The sequence below is a fragment of the Nonomuraea antimicrobica genome, assembly GCF_039536965.1.
Taxonomy (GTDB): domain Bacteria; phylum Actinomycetota; class Actinomycetes; order Streptosporangiales; family Streptosporangiaceae; genus Nonomuraea; species Nonomuraea antimicrobica.
Window position 1 is genome coordinate 73,015 of sequence record NZ_BAAAZP010000074.1, and the last position, 18,888, is coordinate 91,902.

General features: G+C 69.3%; 15 protein-coding genes. 4 read left to right on the forward strand and 11 right to left on the reverse strand.

What is annotated here, in order from left to right:
- The first annotated feature begins 447 nt into the window (after nt 1–447).
- Nucleotides 448–1,410, forward strand: a complete 963-nt coding sequence (locus tag ABD844_RS18675; RefSeq protein WP_344878861.1) for a ParB/RepB/Spo0J family partition protein — start codon at nt 448–450, stop codon at nt 1,408–1,410.
- A gap of 545 nt (nt 1,411–1,955) precedes the next feature.
- Here the strand turns inward: ABD844_RS18675 and ABD844_RS18680 are convergent.
- The 3 genes from ABD844_RS18680 to ABD844_RS18690 form a co-directional block, all read right to left on the reverse strand.
- Nucleotides 1,956–3,002: a threonine aldolase family protein gene (locus tag ABD844_RS18680; RefSeq protein WP_344878864.1), complete on the reverse strand. Its 1,047-nt coding sequence runs from the start codon at nt 3,000–3,002 to the stop codon at nt 1,956–1,958.
- 292 nt (nt 3,003–3,294) lie between these two features.
- A complete protein-coding gene (locus ABD844_RS18685; protein WP_344878867.1) occupies nt 3,295–4,254 on the reverse strand; it encodes a D-alanine--D-alanine ligase family protein in 960 nt (319 codons plus the stop codon).
- A gap of 170 nt (nt 4,255–4,424) precedes the next feature.
- Nucleotides 4,425–5,750, reverse strand: coding sequence for an aminotransferase-like domain-containing protein (locus tag ABD844_RS18690; RefSeq protein ID WP_425568607.1), 1,326 nt, complete (start codon nt 5,748–5,750; stop codon nt 4,425–4,427).
- A gap of 176 nt (nt 5,751–5,926) precedes the next feature.
- Between ABD844_RS18690 and ABD844_RS18695 the strand changes: the two genes are divergently transcribed.
- The gene (locus tag ABD844_RS18695; RefSeq protein WP_344878870.1) at nt 5,927–6,544 is read left to right on the forward strand and encodes a GNAT family N-acetyltransferase; all 618 of its coding nucleotides are present in this window, start codon (nt 5,927–5,929) and stop codon (nt 6,542–6,544) included.
- A gap of 130 nt (nt 6,545–6,674) precedes the next feature.
- On the opposite strand, the gene trxA is transcribed toward ABD844_RS18695, so the two are convergent.
- From trxA to ABD844_RS18730, 7 genes are all read right to left on the reverse strand, one after another.
- A complete protein-coding gene (gene trxA, locus ABD844_RS18700) occupies nt 6,675–6,989 on the reverse strand; it encodes a thioredoxin (protein WP_344878874.1) in 315 nt (104 codons plus the stop codon).
- Nucleotides 6,990–6,999: 10 nt separating this feature from the next.
- The gene (gene trxB, locus ABD844_RS18705) at nt 7,000–7,932 is read right to left on the reverse strand and encodes a thioredoxin-disulfide reductase (RefSeq protein WP_344878878.1); all 933 of its coding nucleotides are present in this window, start codon (nt 7,930–7,932) and stop codon (nt 7,000–7,002) included.
- Between the two features lie 169 nt (nt 7,933–8,101).
- The gene (locus ABD844_RS18710; RefSeq protein WP_344878881.1) at nt 8,102–9,034 is read right to left on the reverse strand and encodes an anti-sigma factor family protein; all 933 of its coding nucleotides are present in this window, start codon (nt 9,032–9,034) and stop codon (nt 8,102–8,104) included.
- Complete coding sequence (gene sigM / locus ABD844_RS18715) at nt 9,024–9,659, reverse strand: RNA polymerase sigma factor SigM (RefSeq protein ID WP_052422340.1); 636 nt, start codon at nt 9,657–9,659, stop codon at nt 9,024–9,026. Before sigM ends, ABD844_RS18710 begins: the two co-directional genes overlap by 11 nt.
- Before the next feature lie 15 nt (nt 9,660–9,674).
- Nucleotides 9,675–11,195: a protein kinase family protein gene (locus tag ABD844_RS18720; protein WP_344878886.1), complete on the reverse strand. Its 1,521-nt coding sequence runs from the start codon at nt 11,193–11,195 to the stop codon at nt 9,675–9,677.
- Nucleotides 11,196–11,361: 166 nt separating this feature from the next.
- Nucleotides 11,362–12,966, reverse strand: a complete 1,605-nt coding sequence (gene murJ / locus ABD844_RS18725) for a murein biosynthesis integral membrane protein MurJ (RefSeq protein ID WP_344878889.1) — start codon at nt 12,964–12,966, stop codon at nt 11,362–11,364.
- A complete protein-coding gene (locus ABD844_RS18730) occupies nt 12,963–15,104 on the reverse strand; it encodes a DUF6049 family protein (protein ID WP_344878892.1) in 2,142 nt (713 codons plus the stop codon). Before ABD844_RS18730 ends, murJ begins: the two co-directional genes overlap by 4 nt.
- A gap of 385 nt (nt 15,105–15,489) precedes the next feature.
- Between ABD844_RS18730 and ABD844_RS18735 the strand changes: the two genes are divergently transcribed.
- On the forward strand, nt 15,490–16,890 hold the full coding sequence (locus ABD844_RS18735; RefSeq protein WP_344878895.1) for a CCA tRNA nucleotidyltransferase: 1,401 nt from the start codon (nt 15,490–15,492) through the stop codon (nt 16,888–16,890).
- Here ABD844_RS18735 and ABD844_RS18740 read toward each other — a convergent pair.
- Entirely contained in the window at nt 16,870–18,159 is a 1,290-nt protein-coding gene (locus ABD844_RS18740; RefSeq protein ID WP_344878898.1) for an MFS transporter, read from the reverse strand. The genes ABD844_RS18735 and ABD844_RS18740 overlap by 21 nt on opposite strands.
- Nucleotides 18,160–18,264: 105 nt before the next feature.
- On the opposite strand from ABD844_RS18740, the gene idi reads away from it, so the two are divergent.
- The gene (idi, locus tag ABD844_RS18745; protein WP_344878901.1) at nt 18,265–18,849 is read left to right on the forward strand and encodes an isopentenyl-diphosphate Delta-isomerase; all 585 of its coding nucleotides are present in this window, start codon (nt 18,265–18,267) and stop codon (nt 18,847–18,849) included.
- Nucleotides 18,850–18,888: the final 39 nt, after the last annotated feature.

An 18,888-nucleotide genomic window follows, 5' to 3' on the forward strand; every position in this document is an offset into this window, starting at 1 on the left:
GGTCGATCGCGTGGAGCGGCGTACGGTCACTCACGTGGAGCAGCGGCGTACGGAAGCTGCGGCGTACGGGTCGATCGCGTCGAGCAGCGTACGGTCGATCAGGTGAAGCGGCGTGCGGTCGATCGCGTGGAGCGACGTGCGGGTCGATCGCGTTGAGTGGCGTGCGGTTGATTCCGGGGGCGGCCTTGTCGCCCCCACCGCTTCAACTTCTCCTGAGCCCTTGAGGACGCCGGTGAGTGCGCGTTGAGTGGTTGGGGAAAGCGGTTAGAGCGAGGGTGCGGCGATCCCGTGTACGCATCTTGGGCCGGAGTCACGAGTTGGGCAGATTTGTGACCGTGTCGGTGTAAATCCAACGGGACGGCGTGTGGCGAGCGGGCACTACGTCGGGCGTACGACGGTAACCTCTCCTGGAGTGACCGGAATCGACCGGGTGGATGAGGAGACGCAGTGAGTCAGCAGCGGCGGGGATTGGGCAAGGGGCTCGGGGCGCTCATCCCGACCGGTCCTATCGTTGACGGCACGGGGGCGGCGCCGTCCCCGGCGAATGGTTCAGCGGAGGATACGGGGCCGAAGCCGATTGCGGGGGCGTACTTCAAGGAGGTCGCTCTTCGCGCGATCGTCCCCAATCCGCGTCAGCCGCGTGGGGTCTTCGACGAGGAGCGCCTGGACGAGTTGGCGGCCTCGATCCGGGAGGTCGGCCTACTGCAGCCGATCGTGGTCCGGTCGGTCGGCGGTGGCAAGTATGAGCTGATCATGGGGGAGCGGCGCTGGCGAGCATGCCAGCAGGTCGGGTTGGATCCGGTCCCCGCCATTGTCCGCAACACCCAGGACACCGATCTCCTCCGCGACGCGCTCATCGAGAACCTTCAGCGCGAGCAGTTGAACGCTCTGGAAGAGGCGGCGGCATACCAGCAGTTGCTCGACGACTTCCAGGCGACGCACGAGGAGCTCGCGCAGAAGGTCGGCCGGTCTCGCCCTCACATCACCAACACGCTGCGCCTCCTCAACCTCCCTCCTGAAGTTCAGCGAACGGTGGCGGCCGGAGTCATCAGCGCGGGCCACGCCCGAGCACTCCTCGGTCTGAAAGGCCCCGAAGAGCAGCTACGGCTTGCCAAGCGAATCGTGGCGGAGCTGCTCTCGGTGCGGCAGGTGGAGGAGATCGTTGCCATGGGCAGCGCCGAGGCGGCGAAGAACCCGCCCCGCGAACGTCAGCCGACCAAGCCGACGGCTCCCGGCCTGACCCACCTCGCCGACCGTCTCTCGGATCATTTCGAGACCAAGGTGAAGGTGGATCTGGGGCGGAGGAAGGGGCGGATCGTCGTGGAGTTCGCGACGATCGACGACCTTGAGCGGATCATCGGCACGATGGCGCCGGAGGCGGTCCGAGCGATGAGGGAAGCGGAAGACTGACGCGCTCGGGTCGTCTTCTTCTTTGTTCCACGTGAAACATGAAGCTGTTGGGCGCGGACGTTGCGGTTTCACGTGAAACAAGGAAGCCCGGCCATCGATAGTCAGCCGCCTTCCCGCGCCACCCGCTTTCCCTGTCGGCCACTTTCCCTCGTCGGTTACCGTCTCAGGCTGGCCGCCTCCTCGGGCTGGCCGCCTCCTCGGGTCGGCCGCCTCCTCGGGTCGGCTACCTTCCCGGGTCGGCCGCTTTCCCGCGTCGGCCGGCTTCCCTCGTCGGTTACCGTCTCGGGCTGGCCGCCTTCTCGCGTTGACTGCCTTCTCGCGCTGGCTGGCTTCTCCCGCCCCCGTCGTTCTCCTTGCTGGAGATCGAATGCGGCAGGTGGCGCTTGTTTCACGTGAAACAAGCGCCGTGGCGGCGGTCGCGCGGTGCGATCGGTCGGGACAAGCGGTATGGATCCGGCGAGTGAAAGGGCGCCGTGTTTCACGTGAAACACGGCGCCTCGAAGGCAGCCGGTGAACGGCGAGGGTGGGCGTCGGTTGGCGTTCCTCTACGCGGTGGCGGCTTTGCGGATGTCGTCGAGGAAGTCGTCCACGTTCTCGGGTGTCGTGTCGAACGCGGTCATCCAGCGGACGGTACCGGCCGCCTCGTCCCAGAAGTGGAAGAGGTAGCGCTGCCGGAGCGCCTCGGCGACCGTGGGCGGGAGGGTGGCGAACACGGCGTTGGATTGCACCGGGTGGGCGAGGGAGACGCCAGGGAGGTCCGCGAGCCCGTCGGCCAGACGGTTGGCCATGAGGTTCGCGTGTGCCGCGTTCCGCCGCCACAGGTCGTCCGTCAGGAGGGCGGAGAGTTGCGCGGAGATGAAGCGCATCTTCGAGGCGAGCTGCAGCGACTGGCGGCGCAGGAACGGGACGGCGTGCGCCAGCGACCCATCGAGCACCACCACCGCCTCGGCGGCCAGGGCGCCATTCTTGGTGCCGCCGAAGCTGAAGACGTCGACACCGGCGGCGGTCGTGATGGCCTTCAGTTCGCAGTCGAGGTACGCGGCGGCGTTGGCAAGCCGGGCACCGTCGACGTGCAGGCGCAGCCCGGCCTCGTGCGCCACGTCGGCGAGCGCGGCGATCTCGGCGGGGGAGTAGCAGGTGCCGAGTTCCGTCACCTGGGAGATGGAGACGACCGTCGGCTGAGTCTCGTGGGGATTGCCGAGGCCGCCCAGGCGTGACGTGACGTCTTCTGGACGAAGCTTGCCGTCCCGCGTCGGGACGGTCATGAGCTTCACGCCGAGCAGGCGCTCCGCGGCACCTGCCTCATGGGTGGCGATGTGCGCGCTGTCGGCACAGATGACGGCGTCGTAGCGGCCGAGCATGAGGGCCAGGCCCACCATGTTGGCGCCTGCCCCGTTGAGCACCGCGAAACCCTGCGCGCCCGGACCGAACACTTCCTTGGCCTTGTCCTCGAACGTGGACGTCCAACTGTCGTCGCCGTACGCCGGTGCGTCTCCGTGGTTCGCGGCGGCCATCGCTTCGAGGATGGTCGGATGCACGCCTGCGTGGTTGTCACTGGCGAAGCTCTTGGGGTACATGGAATCGATCAGCACACCGTAAGGCTACTTACCTCGCGTGTGGCGGCCTGTCGGCCGGGGGTGGTGATGCGGCGACGGGGAAGGTGATGGGGAAGCCGTGCCGTGCGCACATGGCCGACCGCACACGGAAACAGCTGGTTCCGGAGGACGCGGCGCGCCTCCAAGAGGGATCGGGGCGGGTGGTCGTATCGCCCACCGCCTCGCTCGTGCGGGGTCACCATGTTCACATGAGCGCGCCCGTGCCGACGCGGGCTCGTCCCGAGTGAGGGCGGGCCTCGTACCGGGGCGGTGCGGAGGAAGGAGTGGGTTACGAAGCCCGGGCGCGGGCGGCGGCGTTCTGGAGGAGGGTGCGGCAGAGGTCGCCGAGATCTTGCCCGGCCGCCTCCGCCGACATCGGCAGGAGGGAGGTCTCCGTCATGCCGGGGGCCACGTTGACCTCCAGGAAATGCGGCACCCCGTCGGCGTCGACGATGAGGTCCGTACGCGAGATGTCCCGCAGCCCCAGAGCCGTGTGGGCCGTCACGGCCGTCTCGGCGCACGCCGCCGCGGCCGCTGCTGAGAGCCGGGCCGGGGCGAAGAACTCGGTGTGCCCGGCCGTGTAGCGGGCCGCGTAGTCGTAGACGCCTTCGTCCGGCACGATCTCCACGGCCGGCAGGGCCACCGGGCCGTGGCCGAGGTCGACGACGGAGACCGCCACCTCCACGCCCTCCACGTACCGCTCGATCAACGCCGTGTCGCCGTACGCGAAGCAGCCGACCATCGCGGCGGGCAGTTCCTCGGCCGTGCGGACGAACGAGGCGCCCAGCGCCGAGCCGCCCCGTGCGGGCTTGACGAAGAGGGGGAGACCGAGGTGTTCGACGATGCGGCCGAGCACGACCGTGGCGCCGAGGTCGTGGAAGGTCTCCTTCGGCAGCGTGACGGACTCGGGAGTACGCAGCCCGACCGACCGGACGACCGCCTTGGCGGTGGGCTTGTCGAAGGCCACCCGGCACGCGTCGGGGTCGGCGCCGACGTAGGGGACGTTGAGCAGCTCCAGCACGGACCGGATGGCGCCGTCCTCGCCCGCGCCGCCGTGGAGGGTGACGAACACCGCGTCCGGCGGGTCGGCGAGGATCGAGGGGACGAGCGAGGCGTCGGTGTCTCGTGCCTCCACGTCGATGCCGGTCGCGCGCAGCACCTCGCTGACCCTGCGACCCGAGCGCAGGGAGACCTCTCGCTCATAGGAGAGGCCCCCGGCCAGCACCAGCACGTGGCCCAGATCGCTCATCACATCTCCTCCGCTCGCGGCACGCTGTCCAACCGTACCGGCGCCTGGGGTGAATGGTGTACGGGAGGTGCTATCTGCGGCGATCCCATCCCATCCCAGCCAAACGGCAGGGGATTCCTTGACGACGAAGTGAGGGGCCGGCGCGGCGGCCGGCCCCTCACGTGAAGCGGTCAGGCCAGGTCGGGCCCCGGAGTGTCGACGCCCTGGTGGTCGCGGGCGGAGGCGGTGCCGAACGTGTCTCTGAGCTGCATCTCCTGCTCGATGACTCCGGCCAGCCTGCGCACCCCTTCACGGATGCGGTCGGGCTCGGGATAGCAGTACGACAGCCGCATGTGCCGCGCCCCGCTGCCGTCGGAGAAGAACCCGGTGCCGGGCACGAACGCCACCCGCTCGGCCACCGCCCGCGGCAGGATCGCCTTCGAGTCGAGCCCCTCGGGCAGGGTCGCCCACACGAAGAAGCCGCCTCCGGGACGTGTCCACGTCACCTCGGGCGGCATCAGCGACTCGAGCGCGTCGAGCAGCGCGTCGCGGCGCTCGCGGTAGAGCTCCCTGAACGTTTTGATCTGCTCCTCCCACGGCTGCGTGGCCAGGTACTGCCCCACGGCGAGCTGCGTGAACGAGGAGTGCGACAGCACGGCCGACTCCATGGCCAGCACGAGCTTCTCGCGGATGGCGTGCGGCGCCAGCGCCCAGCCGACGCGGAACCCGGGGGCGAGCGTCTTGGAGAACGACCCCAGGTAGACCACGCCGTCCGGATTGTCGGCACGCAGCGCGCGCATGGGCTCCCCGTCGAAGCCGAGCAGCCCGTACGGGTTGTCCTCGATGATCAGGATGCCGGCCCGCTGGCAGATGTCGAGGACCTGCTGGCGGCGGGCGATGTTGAGGGTGACGCCGCCGGGGTTGTGGAAGGTCGGGATCGTGTAGAGGAACTTGATGGGCGCCCCTGCCGTCTCCAGCGCGTAGATCGTCTGGGCGAGCGACTCGGGCACGATGCCGTGGTCGTCCATAGCGATGTGTACGACTTTGGCCTGATAGGCGGCGAACGTCCCCAGCGCCCCCACGTACGAGGGGCCTTCGGCCAGCACGACGTCACCCGGGTCGATGAAGATCCGGGTGATCAGGTCGAGGGCCTGTTGCGATCCGACGGTGACGACCACGTCGTTGGCCCCGGCGCGAATCCCCTCCAGCCGCATGACCTCGCAGATCTGCTCACGCAGATGCAGGTCGCCCTGGCCGGAGCCGTACTGCAGCGCGACGGGGCCGCGCCGCGTGACGAGGTCGGAGACCAGCTCGCCGACCATGTCGAGGGGAAGAGCCGTGACGTACGGCATGCCGCCCGCGAGCGAGACCACCTCGGGCCTCGACGCGACGGCGAAAAGAGCTCGGATCTCGGAGGCGACCATCCCGGTAGCTCGTGCGGCGTACCGATCGACGTACGCGTCGATGCGCGACCCTTGGGTCGCGGGCGTCTGACCGTGATCAAGCTCTTGCGTCACGGCCCACCTCCTAGGTGTCATATCGGACTGAAATACCAGATTACGCCAGACGGACATGTCGCCCGTGACCGGGCTCGACCGTCGTGGTGTCCGCTGGTGGCATCTTCACTGGGCTACGATGCCACCTGTAGACGCGGTTTTCGCGCGCTTTTCCTGGTCAACGATAGGGGCCGTAGTTGTCGCGCCGGCTGGTCAACATAACCCTGGACAATCTCGAAGATCTGCCGCGCCGCTGCCGACGGTGTGTGTTCTGGGAGCTCGACCCGATGAGCGGTGAGCGCGCGGTCGACTCGGGTGACCCCGGGCTGGAGAAGGAGGCCTGGATCTCCGGCACCCTGCTCGAATGGGGGAGCTGCGGGAAAATCGCCTATGTCGACGGGGCTCCCGCGGGGTTCGTGGTCTACAGCCCGCCGCTCTACACCCCGCGTTCGGTGGCCTTCCCCACCTCGCCGGTCAGCGCCGACGCGGTGCTGTTGATGACGGCGCACATCGTTCCGGAGTTCTCGGGTGGTGGGCTGGGGCGGATGCTGGTCCAGGGCGTGGCCAAAGACCTGACGCGGCGCGGTGTGAAAGCCATTGAAGCTTTTGGGGACCTGAAGTGGGAAGAGCCTAGTTGTATAGTTCCGGCGGAATACTTGCTTTCTGTGGGGTTTAAGACAGTTCGTCCACATTTGCGTTTTCCGCGGTTGAGGCTGGAGCTCAAGAGTGCCGTCTCGTGGCGTGAGGACGTCGAGGTCGCCTTGGAACGCCTCCTCGGCTCCATGAGTCCGGAACGCGCGCTACGCCCCGTCTGAGAGCCCCACAGGGCCACCCAACGCCCGGCAGGCGGGCACACACGCGAAAGCCCCCCGCGGGCCAGAGATCCGCGAGGGGCTGTCGGCGGGCGAAGCGCGCCCCGACGGGCGAGTCACCGGGCGGGGCGGGCTAGATGATGCCCTCGAGCTCGCGCAGCAGCATGGCCTTCGGCTTGGCGCCGATGATCTGCTTCACGACCTCGCCACCCTGGTAGACGTTCAACGTGGGGATCTGGAGCACACCGTACTGGCGGGGAACCTCGGGGTTCTCGTCGATGTTCAGCTTGACGATCTGGAGCTTGTCGCCATGCTCCTTCTCGATCTCCTGAAGGATGGGCGCGACCTGACGGCACGGGCCGCACCACTCGGCCCAGAAATCGACCAGCACGGGCTTGTCGCTCTTGAGGACCTCGGATTCGAAAGTGGCGTCGGTGACAGCCTTCACGGTGCGCTCCTTACTTCTCGTTGTTGGCCAGCCAGCGCTCGGAGTCGAGCGAGGCCGCGCAGCCGGTGCCGGCCGCGGTGATGGCCTGGCGGTAGGTGTGGTCGACGACGTCGCCCGCGGCGAACACGCCCTCGATGTTGGTCGCGGTGGAGGGGGAGGCCACCTTGATGTAGCCGTTCTCGTCGAGGTCGATCTGACCCTTGACCAGCTCGGTGCGGGGATCGTGGCCGATGGCCAGGAACAGCGCGTCGGTCGCCAGCTCGCACTCCTCGCCGGACTTGACGTTGCGCAGTTTCACCGCCTCGACCTTGGTGTCGCCGAGCACGTCGGCGACCTCGGAGTCCCAGACGAAGCGGATCTTGTCGTTCGAGAGTGCCCGGTCCTGCATGATCTTGCTCGCCCGCAGCGAGTCGCGGCGGTGCACCACCGTGACCATGCGCCCGAACCGGGTCAGGAACGTGGCCTCCTCCATCGCCGTGTCGCCGCCGCCGACGACCACGATGTCCTTGTTGCGGAAGAAGAACCCGTCACAGGTCGCACACCAGGACACGCCGTGACCGGACAGTCGCTTCTCGTTGTCCAGCCCGAGCTCGCGGTAGCCGGAGCCCATGGCCAGGATGACCGACTTGGCGTAGTAGGTCTCGCTGTGGGTCTTGATGACCTTGGGGTTGGCCTTCAGGTCGACCTCGACCACGTCGTCGGCCACCAGCTCGGCGCCGAACCGTTCGGCCTGCTTGCGAAGGTTGTCCATCAGGTCGGGGCCCATGATGCCGTCGGGGAACCCAGGGAAGTTCTCCACGTCGGTCGTGTTCATGAGCGCGCCGCCCGCGGTGACGGAGCCCTCGAAGACGAGCGGCTTGAGTTCGGCGCGTGCGGAGTAGACAGCCGCCGTGTAACCGGCGGGGCCGGACCCAATGATGATCACGTTACGAACGTCGCTCAACGCTCCACGCCTTCCTCGTCTGCTGTTGCCATGGGCGTCAACAGATCCTAGGCCGCCGTGATTCCCCAGCCCTACCCCACACCGCCGGGACAAACGAAAGAGCCCGCCGAAGCGGGCTCTGACGTGGGCTTTCCGTTACCGCTGAGATCACGTTACCGGTGGGTGCCCGTCACCAGCGGCCCAGGGCGGGCTTACGCAGGTTCTTGCAGTTGAACGGGTCGACGACGTCGATGCGGATCTTCTTGGTGGCCTGCTGCTTCCAGGAGGTGACGATGAGGGCCTCCTGGCCGTTGTACTGCCCCTGGTCCACCGCGAACACGTCGAGCTTGGACCGGTTGGACACCGCGGTGACGCACTTGGCGACCTTGTCGGCGTCGCTGGAGTCGCTGTGCAGCATCGGCGCGGGGCCGAGGAAGCTCTGCAGCGACATCCGCAGCTCGGGGTCGCTGTAGTTGTGGCCGCTGTCGGTCAGCGCGTACGCCCTGGCCCTGGTCGCGGACTTCGTCGGCACCGGAGACTGCTTCGGCTGGGACGTCTGCGGGGGCAGGGCGGCAGGCGGCACGACGCTCACGCCGCTGTCATCGCCCCCGGCGACCACCAGGTTGGTGGCGGCCATGGCCGTGCCGACCACGACGGCCGCCGCCGCGGCCGCGATCGCGGGCATCGCCCAGCGCCGCCGCCGGATCGTATGGCTTCTGGCCGGGACGATCGTGCCGTCGTCGGACACCACGCCGAGGCGCACCGGCTCGGGGACGTCTGCCCCTCCCACCGGCGAGGGGACCTCGACCGGACGCTCCCACGGGGCGTCCCGCATGAGCTCGTCCCAGTCAGGTGGTTCGGCGAGGCCGACACTTCCACGCCGCCTGGAGGACTCGGCCTCGGCGGCCAGGGCCTGGTCTATGCGCAGTGCGACGCCCATCGGCATGGCCGGTGTGGGGGTCGCGGCCAGGACCTCGCGAACCGCCGCCAGATCCGCCAGCGACTCCCCGCAGGGGTCGCAGACCGCGAGATGCTCGCGGACCCGGCGTGCCGTGGCAGCGTCCAAGAGACCCTCGGCCAGCTCGGCGAGGATCTCAAGATCGTAGTGCGTATCACCCGTCACGAAGTTCTGCTCCCTTCGCGGATGAGACGCGATTGAGGTCCGTTCGGTTCCGCAGATGCGAAAGAATTGGGGCAAGTTTCGCGCGCCCTCGGGCACACCGGCTCTTCACCGTGCCACTGGGCACCTGAAGCACCTGAGCTGCGTCTTCGACCGAATAGCCCATCATGTCCACCAGCACCAGCGCCGCCCGCTGGTCGGCGGGCAGCAGCTTCAGAGCGGCCGAAACCTCCATCGAGACCTCGCGCTCGACGGTCTGGTCGGGCAGCGGGGTCTCGCGCTCCGCGGCCTCGATGAGCTCGTCGTCGGCGACCGGCCGGACGGACTTGCGTCGCATCCGGTCGAGGCAGGCGTTGACCACGATGCGGTGCAGCCAGGTGGTGACGGCCGCCTCGCCGCGAAACGTGGCGGCCTTGCGGTAGGCGGAGACGAAGGCGTCCTGCACGGCGTCGGCGGCCTCGTCGGGGTCACCGAGCGTACGCAGGGCGACCGCCCACATGCGGTCACGGTGCCTCTTGACGATTTCACTGAAGGCGTGTGGATCCCCGTTGATATGCGCGGTCAGCAGCTCGGCGTCTGTGACTGCCGGCCGCTCCGCTGCTGAGGGTGTCTCGGGTGGGGAGTTCACAAGAGAGATTCCTGATTATGCCGATCCGGGAGAGTGCACCACTACCTCATAGATGGTGCCATGAAAAGTGCCCGCATCCATCGGAACACGCGTAAACCAGATCAAAACGTACTGACCGCTTGTCGCCTGCTCGGGGGTGAGCGTGGTCTTGCCCGCCGCGTTCTTCGCCGTCGCCACGGTCTTGAGCGCGCCCAGCTCGGGGGAGTCGCCCACCTTCAGCTCGACGGTCGCCCCCTGGGCCTGCGACAGCGTCGCCACCACGTCGCTGATCTGCATCGACTCGCCCATGTCGAGCAGCAGGCCCACGCCGTCCTTGAGCCGGCCCAGCTCGGCGCTGCTGTAGGTCTCTGTCTTCCACAACGTGTCCGGTTTGCCATCGATGGCCAGCTTGGCCATTTCGGACTTCTCCTCGTTGTCGCCGAGCGGGTCGAAGCCCTGGGCCTTGTCGGGCTTGACCACCTTGGCCTCGGCCGAGGCCGCCGCGGGGTCGCTGGGCCGCGCGCTGGCCGTCTGGGATGCGGTCGGGCTGCCCAGGCTGCGGCCGATCGTCCAGGCGCCGACGCCGACCGCGGCGATGACCAGCAGCACCAGCAGCGTCACCAGCACCCGGTTGACCGTGCCGCCGCCGCCGTTGCCGGACACCCGGCGCGGCGGCAGAGGCGGCAGCGTGGGAATGGCGGCCGCCTGCCGGTGGGCGATGTCGAGGCCCTCGGTCTGGGACGCCGAGGCCACCGCGGGGGTCGAGGGGTAGGAGATCGGGATCGGCATCGGCCTGGCCACGTCGGCCAGCGACTCGGCCACCTCGGACGGGCTGGTCAGCATGCTCTGGCCCCTGCGCGACTCGGGCAGGCACGCCCGCACGGTGACCGCGTCGAGGTAGCCGGGCACGCCGGCGGTGACCTGCCGGGGCGTGCAGAAGTGGCCGTCGTTCATGGGGGCGGCGGGCAGCCCGCCCTCCTCCTCGTCGCCCGGCCAGTGACCGGTCAGGCCCGCGTACAGCAGCCGGCCCAGGCCCTCGGCGTCGTCGAGCGCCGGTTGGTCGGTGGTGAGCCCGTACATGGCCGCGTCGACCGCCACGCCGAGCACCTTGACCGTGTTGCCGGTCGTCCACACCAGGTGGGAGGGGCGCAGGCACAGGTGGTAGAGCTGCGCCGCATGGGCGTGGGCGAGCGCCTCGGCGGCCTCGGCCACCAGCCCGGCCGCGCGCTCGGGCTCCAGCGGCCCGGCGGCCAGCAGGTCGGTCAGCGACTCACCGTTGACCCACTCGCTGACGACGTAGGCGTGATTGTCGTCCTCGGCCGCGTCGAACACCTGCGTCAGGCGCGGGTCGGTGAGCCTGCTCGCCGCGCGGGCCGCGGTGACGACCTCGTGGACGCGCGGGAAGTCGGGCGAGAAGGTGTGCACCGTCACGGGACGGGCGAGGATTTCGTCGATGGCCTTCCACAACGTTGCGCCGTCGGACTCGCTGACGCGATCTTCCAACCGGAAGCGCTCGGCTAGACGGGTGCCGGGTTCGACGGCCGACGTGCTGCTCACTGGCTCACTCCGCTTGGCCGATCGGGCGTACTCATGACTCGACTCACCTGCGTGGTCATGTTCCACGAAGGCGCGTTATGCCGGGTGGATCCGCCCACGCCCCTCCTGCTTCCATTCGCGCGTGTCGGGCTCCATGGTAGTGCCGAGTAGATTCCGCCCGCGTTCTTTACCGACCTACCCGCCTCGCGACCATCCCAACGAGCGAGTTGACCTCGGGGATGCGCATTCTGTGGGCAACCGCGAGATAGAGCAGCATGCCCAGCCCGCCCCCGATGCCCAGCACGATCACCGAGTTGAGGAAGCGGAGCCCGTCGAAGACGCCCGTGAAGATCCAGACCGCGGCCAGCGCGAGCACCGCCGTGGGCAGCGCCGCGAGGTACATCCTGGTCATCGCCATGCCGACGGCCCAGCCGCCCAGCCCCTGGACCCGGCGGGCGGCCAGCCACCACGCCAGGGTCGCGCCCAGCGCGTACGCGATCGCGTACGCCAGAGCCAGTCCCATCACCGCGTAACGAGGCGGCAGCGCCACGTACAGCAGCACCATGAGCAACGCGTTGACCGCGGTCGTCCCCGCCCCGATGAACACCGGAGTCCTGGTGTCGCCGAAGCTGTAGAAGACCCGCAGCAGCAGTTGGAACACCGCGAACGGCACCAGAGCCAGCCCGTAGACCTGCAACACGTTGCCGATGTAGACGGCGTCGGCGACGCTGTTGGCCCCGTGCCCGTAGATCGGCACGGTGATGGCCGGCCCGAGCACCATGAGCAGCAGCGACACCGGGACCATCAGCGAGCAGACGAGCCGCACGCTCGACCCGAACTCGGCGCGCACGTCGCCGAACCGCCCCTCGGCCACGGCCCGGCTCATGCGCGGCAGCATGGCGGTGATCACCGAGACGCCGATCACGCCGTACGGGAGCTGGAAGAGCTGGAAGGCCAGCGTGTACGGGCTGATGCCGTGCCCCTCGACCAGGCTGCCCGCCGCGCTGGCCAGGTTGGTCGTCAGCATGAAGCCGAGCTGGGTGACCACCACGTAGCCGATCGTCCACACGCCCGCCTTGCCCATCTCGCCCAGCCGGGCGTTGCGCAGGTCGAAGCGGGGAACGAAGTTGAACCCGACCCGCCGCAGCGCCACGATCAGCACCGCCGCCTGCGCCACGATGCCGGCCGTGGTGCCCAGACCGAGCAGCGCCAGGTCGCCGTTGGTGGCCTGGCCGATGTCGGCGCCCGTGCCGACCAGGGCGTAGAACACGAACACGACGATGACGACCAGGTTGTTGAGCACGGGGGCCCACATCGGGGCGCCGTAGCGGTCGCGGGTGTTGAGAATGGCCCCGGCCACCGCGCCCACCCCGAAGAAGGCGAGCTGCGGCAGGATGAAGCGGGCCAGCGTGACCGCGACCTCGAATCTCCTGCTGCCCGGGGCCCAGTCGGTGTAGAGGTCGATCAGCAGCGGCGCGGCCAGCACGGCGAGCACCGCGACCACGGCCAGCGCGACCGTGGAGATCGTCAGCAGCCGCTGCTCGTAGGCCCGGCCGCCGTCGTCGTCGTGCTGCTGGGCCCGGACGATCATCGGCACCACGACGCTGCTCAGCACTCCCAGGAGCAGCAGGTCGAGGATGCTGAACGGGATGGCGTACGCGGCGTTGTAGGCGTCACCCAGCGCCGCCGTGCCGATGGCGTAGGCCAGCACCATGGTCCGCACGAACCCCGTGACCCTGGACACCATGGTGCCCGCCGCCATGATGGCGCTGGCCCGAAGCATGCGGCTCATTCGGTCTCACTCTCCCGGGACTTGGCGCGCGCGAGTTTGCGCTCCGACCGCCGCCGCAGCAGCCGCGTGACCACCGCGGCGAGCATCACGGTCAGCGCCGCCCCCACGATCACCAGGGCGATCCCGGTGTAGCCGGTGGTGCGGATCGTCAGCCGCTGCGGCTCGCCGTACGGCTGGCCGTCGGCGGTCATGAGCTGGACGGTCACCGTCGCGTCGCCGCTGGTGTCGGGGGCGGCGCTCATCGACACCTGGAACGTGGTGATCTGCCCGGTGCCGATCACCCTCGTGTCCGGGGTGCGGCTGTCCGGGTTGAGACTGACCGTGAGCAGCTCGGGGTCGTCGGACTTGACGTCGAGGTAGAGCTCGACGGGGGCTTCCATCTCGTTCTTGACGCTGATGGGCACCACGCCGTTGCTGCCCGCCAGCGTACGCGGCTGGTCGGGGCCCTCTCCGGTGATCTGGATCTGCGCGGTCTTGGCGTCGACGGCCGTGCCGACCAGCTTGGTGACGGCTCGGCCCGTACGGGTGCTGTTGCGCCAGGCGGAGGAGGTCAGCCGCAGCACCGCCGTCTCGAAGCGGGACGGCTCCTCGTTCTGGAACACCTGCGCGATGCGCTCCGACTTCGACCAGGCGTCCTTGACCGGCGCGAGGTAGTTGGCGGTCAGCTCTTCCTTGCGGTCTGCGGCGGTGTAGGTCAGGCCGGCGCGGGGGACGGACGCCTTGCCGGGCTTGACCGAATCCAGCGGGCTGAGCTGCAGCCACGGCAGCCGCTCCGCGGTCTTCAGCAGGGCGGTGACGAGCGTCGGGTTGGGGTTCCAGCGGCGGGAGGGGGCGACGACCAGCGACCTCGGCCGGGTCTGGCCGGGCTCGGAGGCGATCATCGCGGTCTCGGCGATGAAGCGCTGTGTGCTGAGCAGGGTGGAGGTGCCTGAGGCCGGCTCGAACATGCGACTCAGCTCGGCGTCGGCGACCAGCGCGGTGACCGGGCTGTTGACCGCGTCGAGCGTCGTGGCCGCGTCGGGCGTGGTGGTGAGGGGTGCCTGCGGCGGCAGGTTGGTGGAGTTGAGCAGGACGGTGTTGACCCCGCTGACCGAGAGCAGGTCGAGCGCGTCGGCGTCGAGCAGCCCGGCGGGCGGCCAGTTGATGTTCGTCTTCGTGTTGGGGCTGATCGTCGCGGCGACCGTCTGGCCGCCCAGCTTGATGGCGCGGTCGGTCTGAGTGTCGAGCCCCTGGTGGGCCAGCGCGGCCACGTCGGGATCGGCGTACGGGACCGCGACCACGGGCGACGCGGCCAGCGCCGTGCGCATGGTCGTCAGCCACTGCGTGGCCGCGGCGCTGGGCGGCTTGGCCTGGGGGCCGTCCTTGGTCTTGACGTCGTAGCCCTTGGCCATCGCGTTGAGGTCGTCGAGCAGTGACGGCTCGATCACCCACGTGACGCTGTCAGGCGCGGACTGCGCGATGGTGGCCAGGTCGGCCAGGCGGCCCCGGCCGGCGATCGACTGGCTCAGCTTGTCGTCCACGAACAGCGGCTTGCCGCTCTGCGGGTCGACGTCGGTGCCCCGGTGCGGCTGGTCGATGACGGGCAGCGCGACGGAGAGCTTGTTGCTCGGCAGCTTCGGCACCGTGGGCGGCGCGTACGTCAGGAACGTGCGCTGCGCGACCAGCGGCACGCCGTTGGGCGCCACGTCGACGGCGATCGGGTAGACCCCGAACGACCGGAGGCTGAGCTGCACAGGCGTCGCGGTGAACTGCCAGCGCTGCGAGGCTCCGGGGGCCAGCGACGGGATCACCGCCCGCGAGTTGCTGGAGACGGAGCCGGGCAGCGTGGTGAGGCTCTGGTCGGCGGCGTAGGAGCTCATCGTGGTGCGGTCGGCGAACGGCTGCGACTCGTAGCGCAGCCGGATCAACACGTTGTAGAGCGTCGAGCCGGTGTCGTTGCGCACCGTGCCGGTGAACGTGATCTGGTCGGTCAGGCTCTTGGGCACATCGGGCGTGATCGACGAGATCGACACCGAGGCGGTCTGCCTCTGGGCCGCGTTCGCGGTCGGCTTCGCGGCAGCCTGGTGCGGCGTCACCGCCATGACGGGGGCGAGCAACGCGGCGGACAGCGCGGCGATCAGCGTGGCCTTACGGATCACGCGGACGCCCGGCCTGGACTACGACGACGCACGCCCGCAATGGTACGGGCTCAGTGCCGTCGTGCGACCGCCGCACGTGACGCTCCGGCCCGCGGGCACCGTAGGTCGACGATCTTTCCTGGTGGCGATGCCGGCAGGTCGCGGGACCGTCCCCGGCGGCTCTTCCGCGCGTGTCATGGGACGCGGAAGGCTACGATCTCATGATGGACCTGGTGTGCGAGGAGCCGGCGGTGGATCGCGGGGGCGTCCTTCATATAGTCCTCCTTGCCGCATTCCATGCCCCCGACGGTCCGTGGACCGACGGTAAGCACACAAGAAGGCCGACTCTGCTTTGTCCGACTCAACTCTGACCGACTCAACTCTGACGGAAAGCCAGCAGCAGGGCATGAACGACCTGTTCAGAAAGATCGCCCCAGTGGCCGACGAGCTGGGCCGCCTGTTCGCCGCCCAGGGGCACGAACTGGCCCTCGTCGGCGGCCCCGTGCGCGACATCCTGCTCGGCCGCAGCGGCAACGACCTCGACCTGACCACCGACGCCCACCCCGAGCGGGTGCTCGAGATCGTCAGAGACTGGGCCGACTCCGTGTGGACGATCGGCATCGACTTCGGCACGGTCGGCCTGCGCAAGGGAAACTGGCAGATCGAGGTCACGACATACCGGAGCGAGTCGTACGACCCCAAGTCGCGCAAGCCCGACGTCATGTACGGCGAGACCCTGGAGGCCGACCTCGAACGCCGTGACTTCGCGGTCAACGCGATGGCGGTGCGGCTGCCCGGCCACGAGTTCGTCGACCCCTACGGCGGGCTGGACGACCTGCGCGCCAGGCTGCTGCGCACGCCGGGGGCCCCCGAGCGGTCGTTCGGCGACGACCCGCTGCGCATGCTGCGGGCCGCCAGGTTCGCCTCGCAGCTCGGGTTCGCGGTCGACCCGCGGGCGGTGACGGCGATGACCGAGATGGCCGAGCGCATCGAGATCGTCTCGGCCGAGCGCATCCGCGACGAGCTCGACAAGCTGGTCTGCGGTGCCGACCCCCGCGAGGGCCTGCGACTGCTGGTCGAGACGGGTCTGGCCGCCCACGTGCTGCCCGAGCTGCCCAAGCTGCGCCTGGAGATCGACGAGCACCACCGGCACAAAGACGTCTACGAGCACTCGCTGACCGTGCTCGACCAGGCCATCGCGCAGGAAGACGACGGCAAGCCCGACCGCGTCCTGCGCTGGGCGGCGCTCCTGCACGACATCGGCAAGCCCAAGACCCGGCGGCACGAGCCAGGGGGTCGGGTGTCGTTCCACCACCACGAGATGGTCGGCGCCCAGATGACGAAGCGGCGGATGGCCGAGCTGAAGTTCCCGAAGGACGTCGCGTCCGACGTGGCCCGGCTGGTCGAGCTGCACCTGCGCTTCCACGGCTACGGCACCGGCGAGTGGACCGACAGCGCCGTGCGCCGCTACGTGCGCGACGCCGGCCACCTGCTGTCCCGGCTGCACAAGCTGACCAGGGCCGACTGCACCACCCGCAACAAGCGCAAGGCGCTGGCGCTGTCGCGTACCTACGACCACCTCGAAGAGCGCATCGCCAGGCTGGCCGAGGAGGAAGAGCTGGCCAAGATCCGGCCCGAGCTCGACGGCAACGAGATCCAGCGGGTGCTCGGGGTCGGGCCTGGGCCGGTGGTGGGGCAGGCGTACAAGTTCCTGCTCGACCTCAGGCTCGACAAGGGTGTGATCGGCAAGGAGGCGGCCACCGAGGCGCTGCTGGAGTGGTCTCGGTCAAACGACCTCGGCGCGTGACGACGGCGTGATGACCATCCGGTACACGAGCGCCGCGGCGGCGTAGCCGACCCCGATGATCATCACGGCCGCGTACGACTTGCCGTCGGCGGGCAGGATGAGCGCCGACAGGGCGGCGGCGAGCACGTACATGCCGTTGAAGAGCATGTCGTAGATCGAGAACGCGCGGCCCCGGTAGATGTCCTCCACGTCGCGCTGGACGGTGGTGTCGGCGCAGATCTTGACGCTCTGCCCGGCCACCCCCAGCACGAACCCGGCCGCCGGCGGCCCCCACTCCTGGAACGGCAGGATCAGCACCGCCGCCAGCACCCCGGCCGCCACCAGCGCGATCTGCACCCAGAGGCCGATACCGAACCGCTCGGTCGCGTACGGGGTGACGATCACGGCGAGGAAATAGCCGACTCCTGAGACGGCCACCACCACGCTGATCCCGCGCAGCGCGGCCTCGGGGTCGCCGTGGGAGAAGTAGTAGCGGTAGAGGATGATGCCCGTCGCGGTGCACATGCCGTACAGGAAGCGGTGGGCGGCCATCGCGCCCATGGTGGCGGCGGCCATGCGGCGGTGCACGAGGTGTCGGGCGCCGTCGCTCAGCCCGGCGACCACGTTGTGCAGGGCGTCGCGCGCCTGCGGACGCTCGGGGTCGGACCACGGGCCGAGCAACTGGCGGTCCATCGTCCGCGCCACCAGCGTGCTCATCGTGAACACCACGCCGGAAGTGACCAGCAGCAGCGCCACGCCCGTGTCGTCGCCGCCGAAGATCTCGCGCAGCAGGAAGCCCACGCCCGCGCCGACGAACGTGATCACCGTGCCCGACGTCGGCGTGACCGCGTTGGCCGCCATCAGCCGCTCGGGCGGCACCACGTGCGGCAGCGAGGCGCCGAGCGCGGCCAGGAAGAACCGGTTGACCCCGAGCACGCCGAGCGCCGCCGCGTAGAAGGCGGGATCGGGCGCGTCGGCGGCGACCAGACCGGCCGCCACCAGCAGCAGCATGCCGCGTACGAACGGCGCCACCACCAGGATCTGCCGCCTCGGCCAGCGGTCGATGAAGACGCCCACGAAGGGCCCGAGCAGGCTGTACGGCAACAGCAGCACCGCCAGCCCGGCGGCCACCTCGATCGCGGTCGTCTGGTTCTCCGGGCTGAAGAAGGCGAATCCGGCCACCGCGAACTGGAAGATCCCGTCGGAGAACTGGGAGACCAGCCGGGTGCCGAAAAGCCGCCTGAAATCTCGCCCCCGCAGGACCACGCGGAGATCGGCGACGAAAGACACGCCGTCAGCCTAGCCCCGCGTCCGTGCTTTAGGATGCCCCGGGATCGGTAGGACAGATGAACTTCGGGTTCCGGATCGCCCGGGTGATCTCGTACGCTTCATAGCGTGACCATCGAGGAACACGTTGTGCTGGTCGACCCCGACGGCCGCGCGGTCGGCACCGCTCCCAAGTCGTCGGTGCACGGCCGCGAGACCCCCCTCCATCTGGCTTTCTCCAGCTACGTCTTCGACCACGAAGGCCGCGTGCTGCTCACCAGGAGGGCCGACCACAAACTCACCTGGCCAAGTGTCTGGACCAACAGTTGCTGCGGCCACCCGCTGCCCGGCGAGCCGCTCGACCACGCGGTCCTGCGCCGCCTCTCCTACGAGCTGGGGCTCACGGCCGAGGGCGCCGACCTCATGCTGCCCTCCTTCTCCTACCGCGCGGCGATGGCCAACGGCATCGTCGAGCACGAGCTGTGCCCGGTCTACCGGGTCATCGCCGACGGGCCGGTCGAGCCCAACCCCGAAGAGGTGGGGGAGACGCGGTGGATGCCGTGGAAGGAGTTCGCTGAGGGGGCGCTCAACGGGCTGCTGGCGATCTCGCCCTGGTGCAGGGAACAGGTGCCGCTGCTGACTGAGCTGGGCGCCGACCCGCTCTCCTGGCAGCCGGCCGCGAGCACCGCCCTACCCGCGGCGGCCCGGCTCTGAACCAGACCGACGGCGCCGCGCCCCCGCTACGAGGGCACG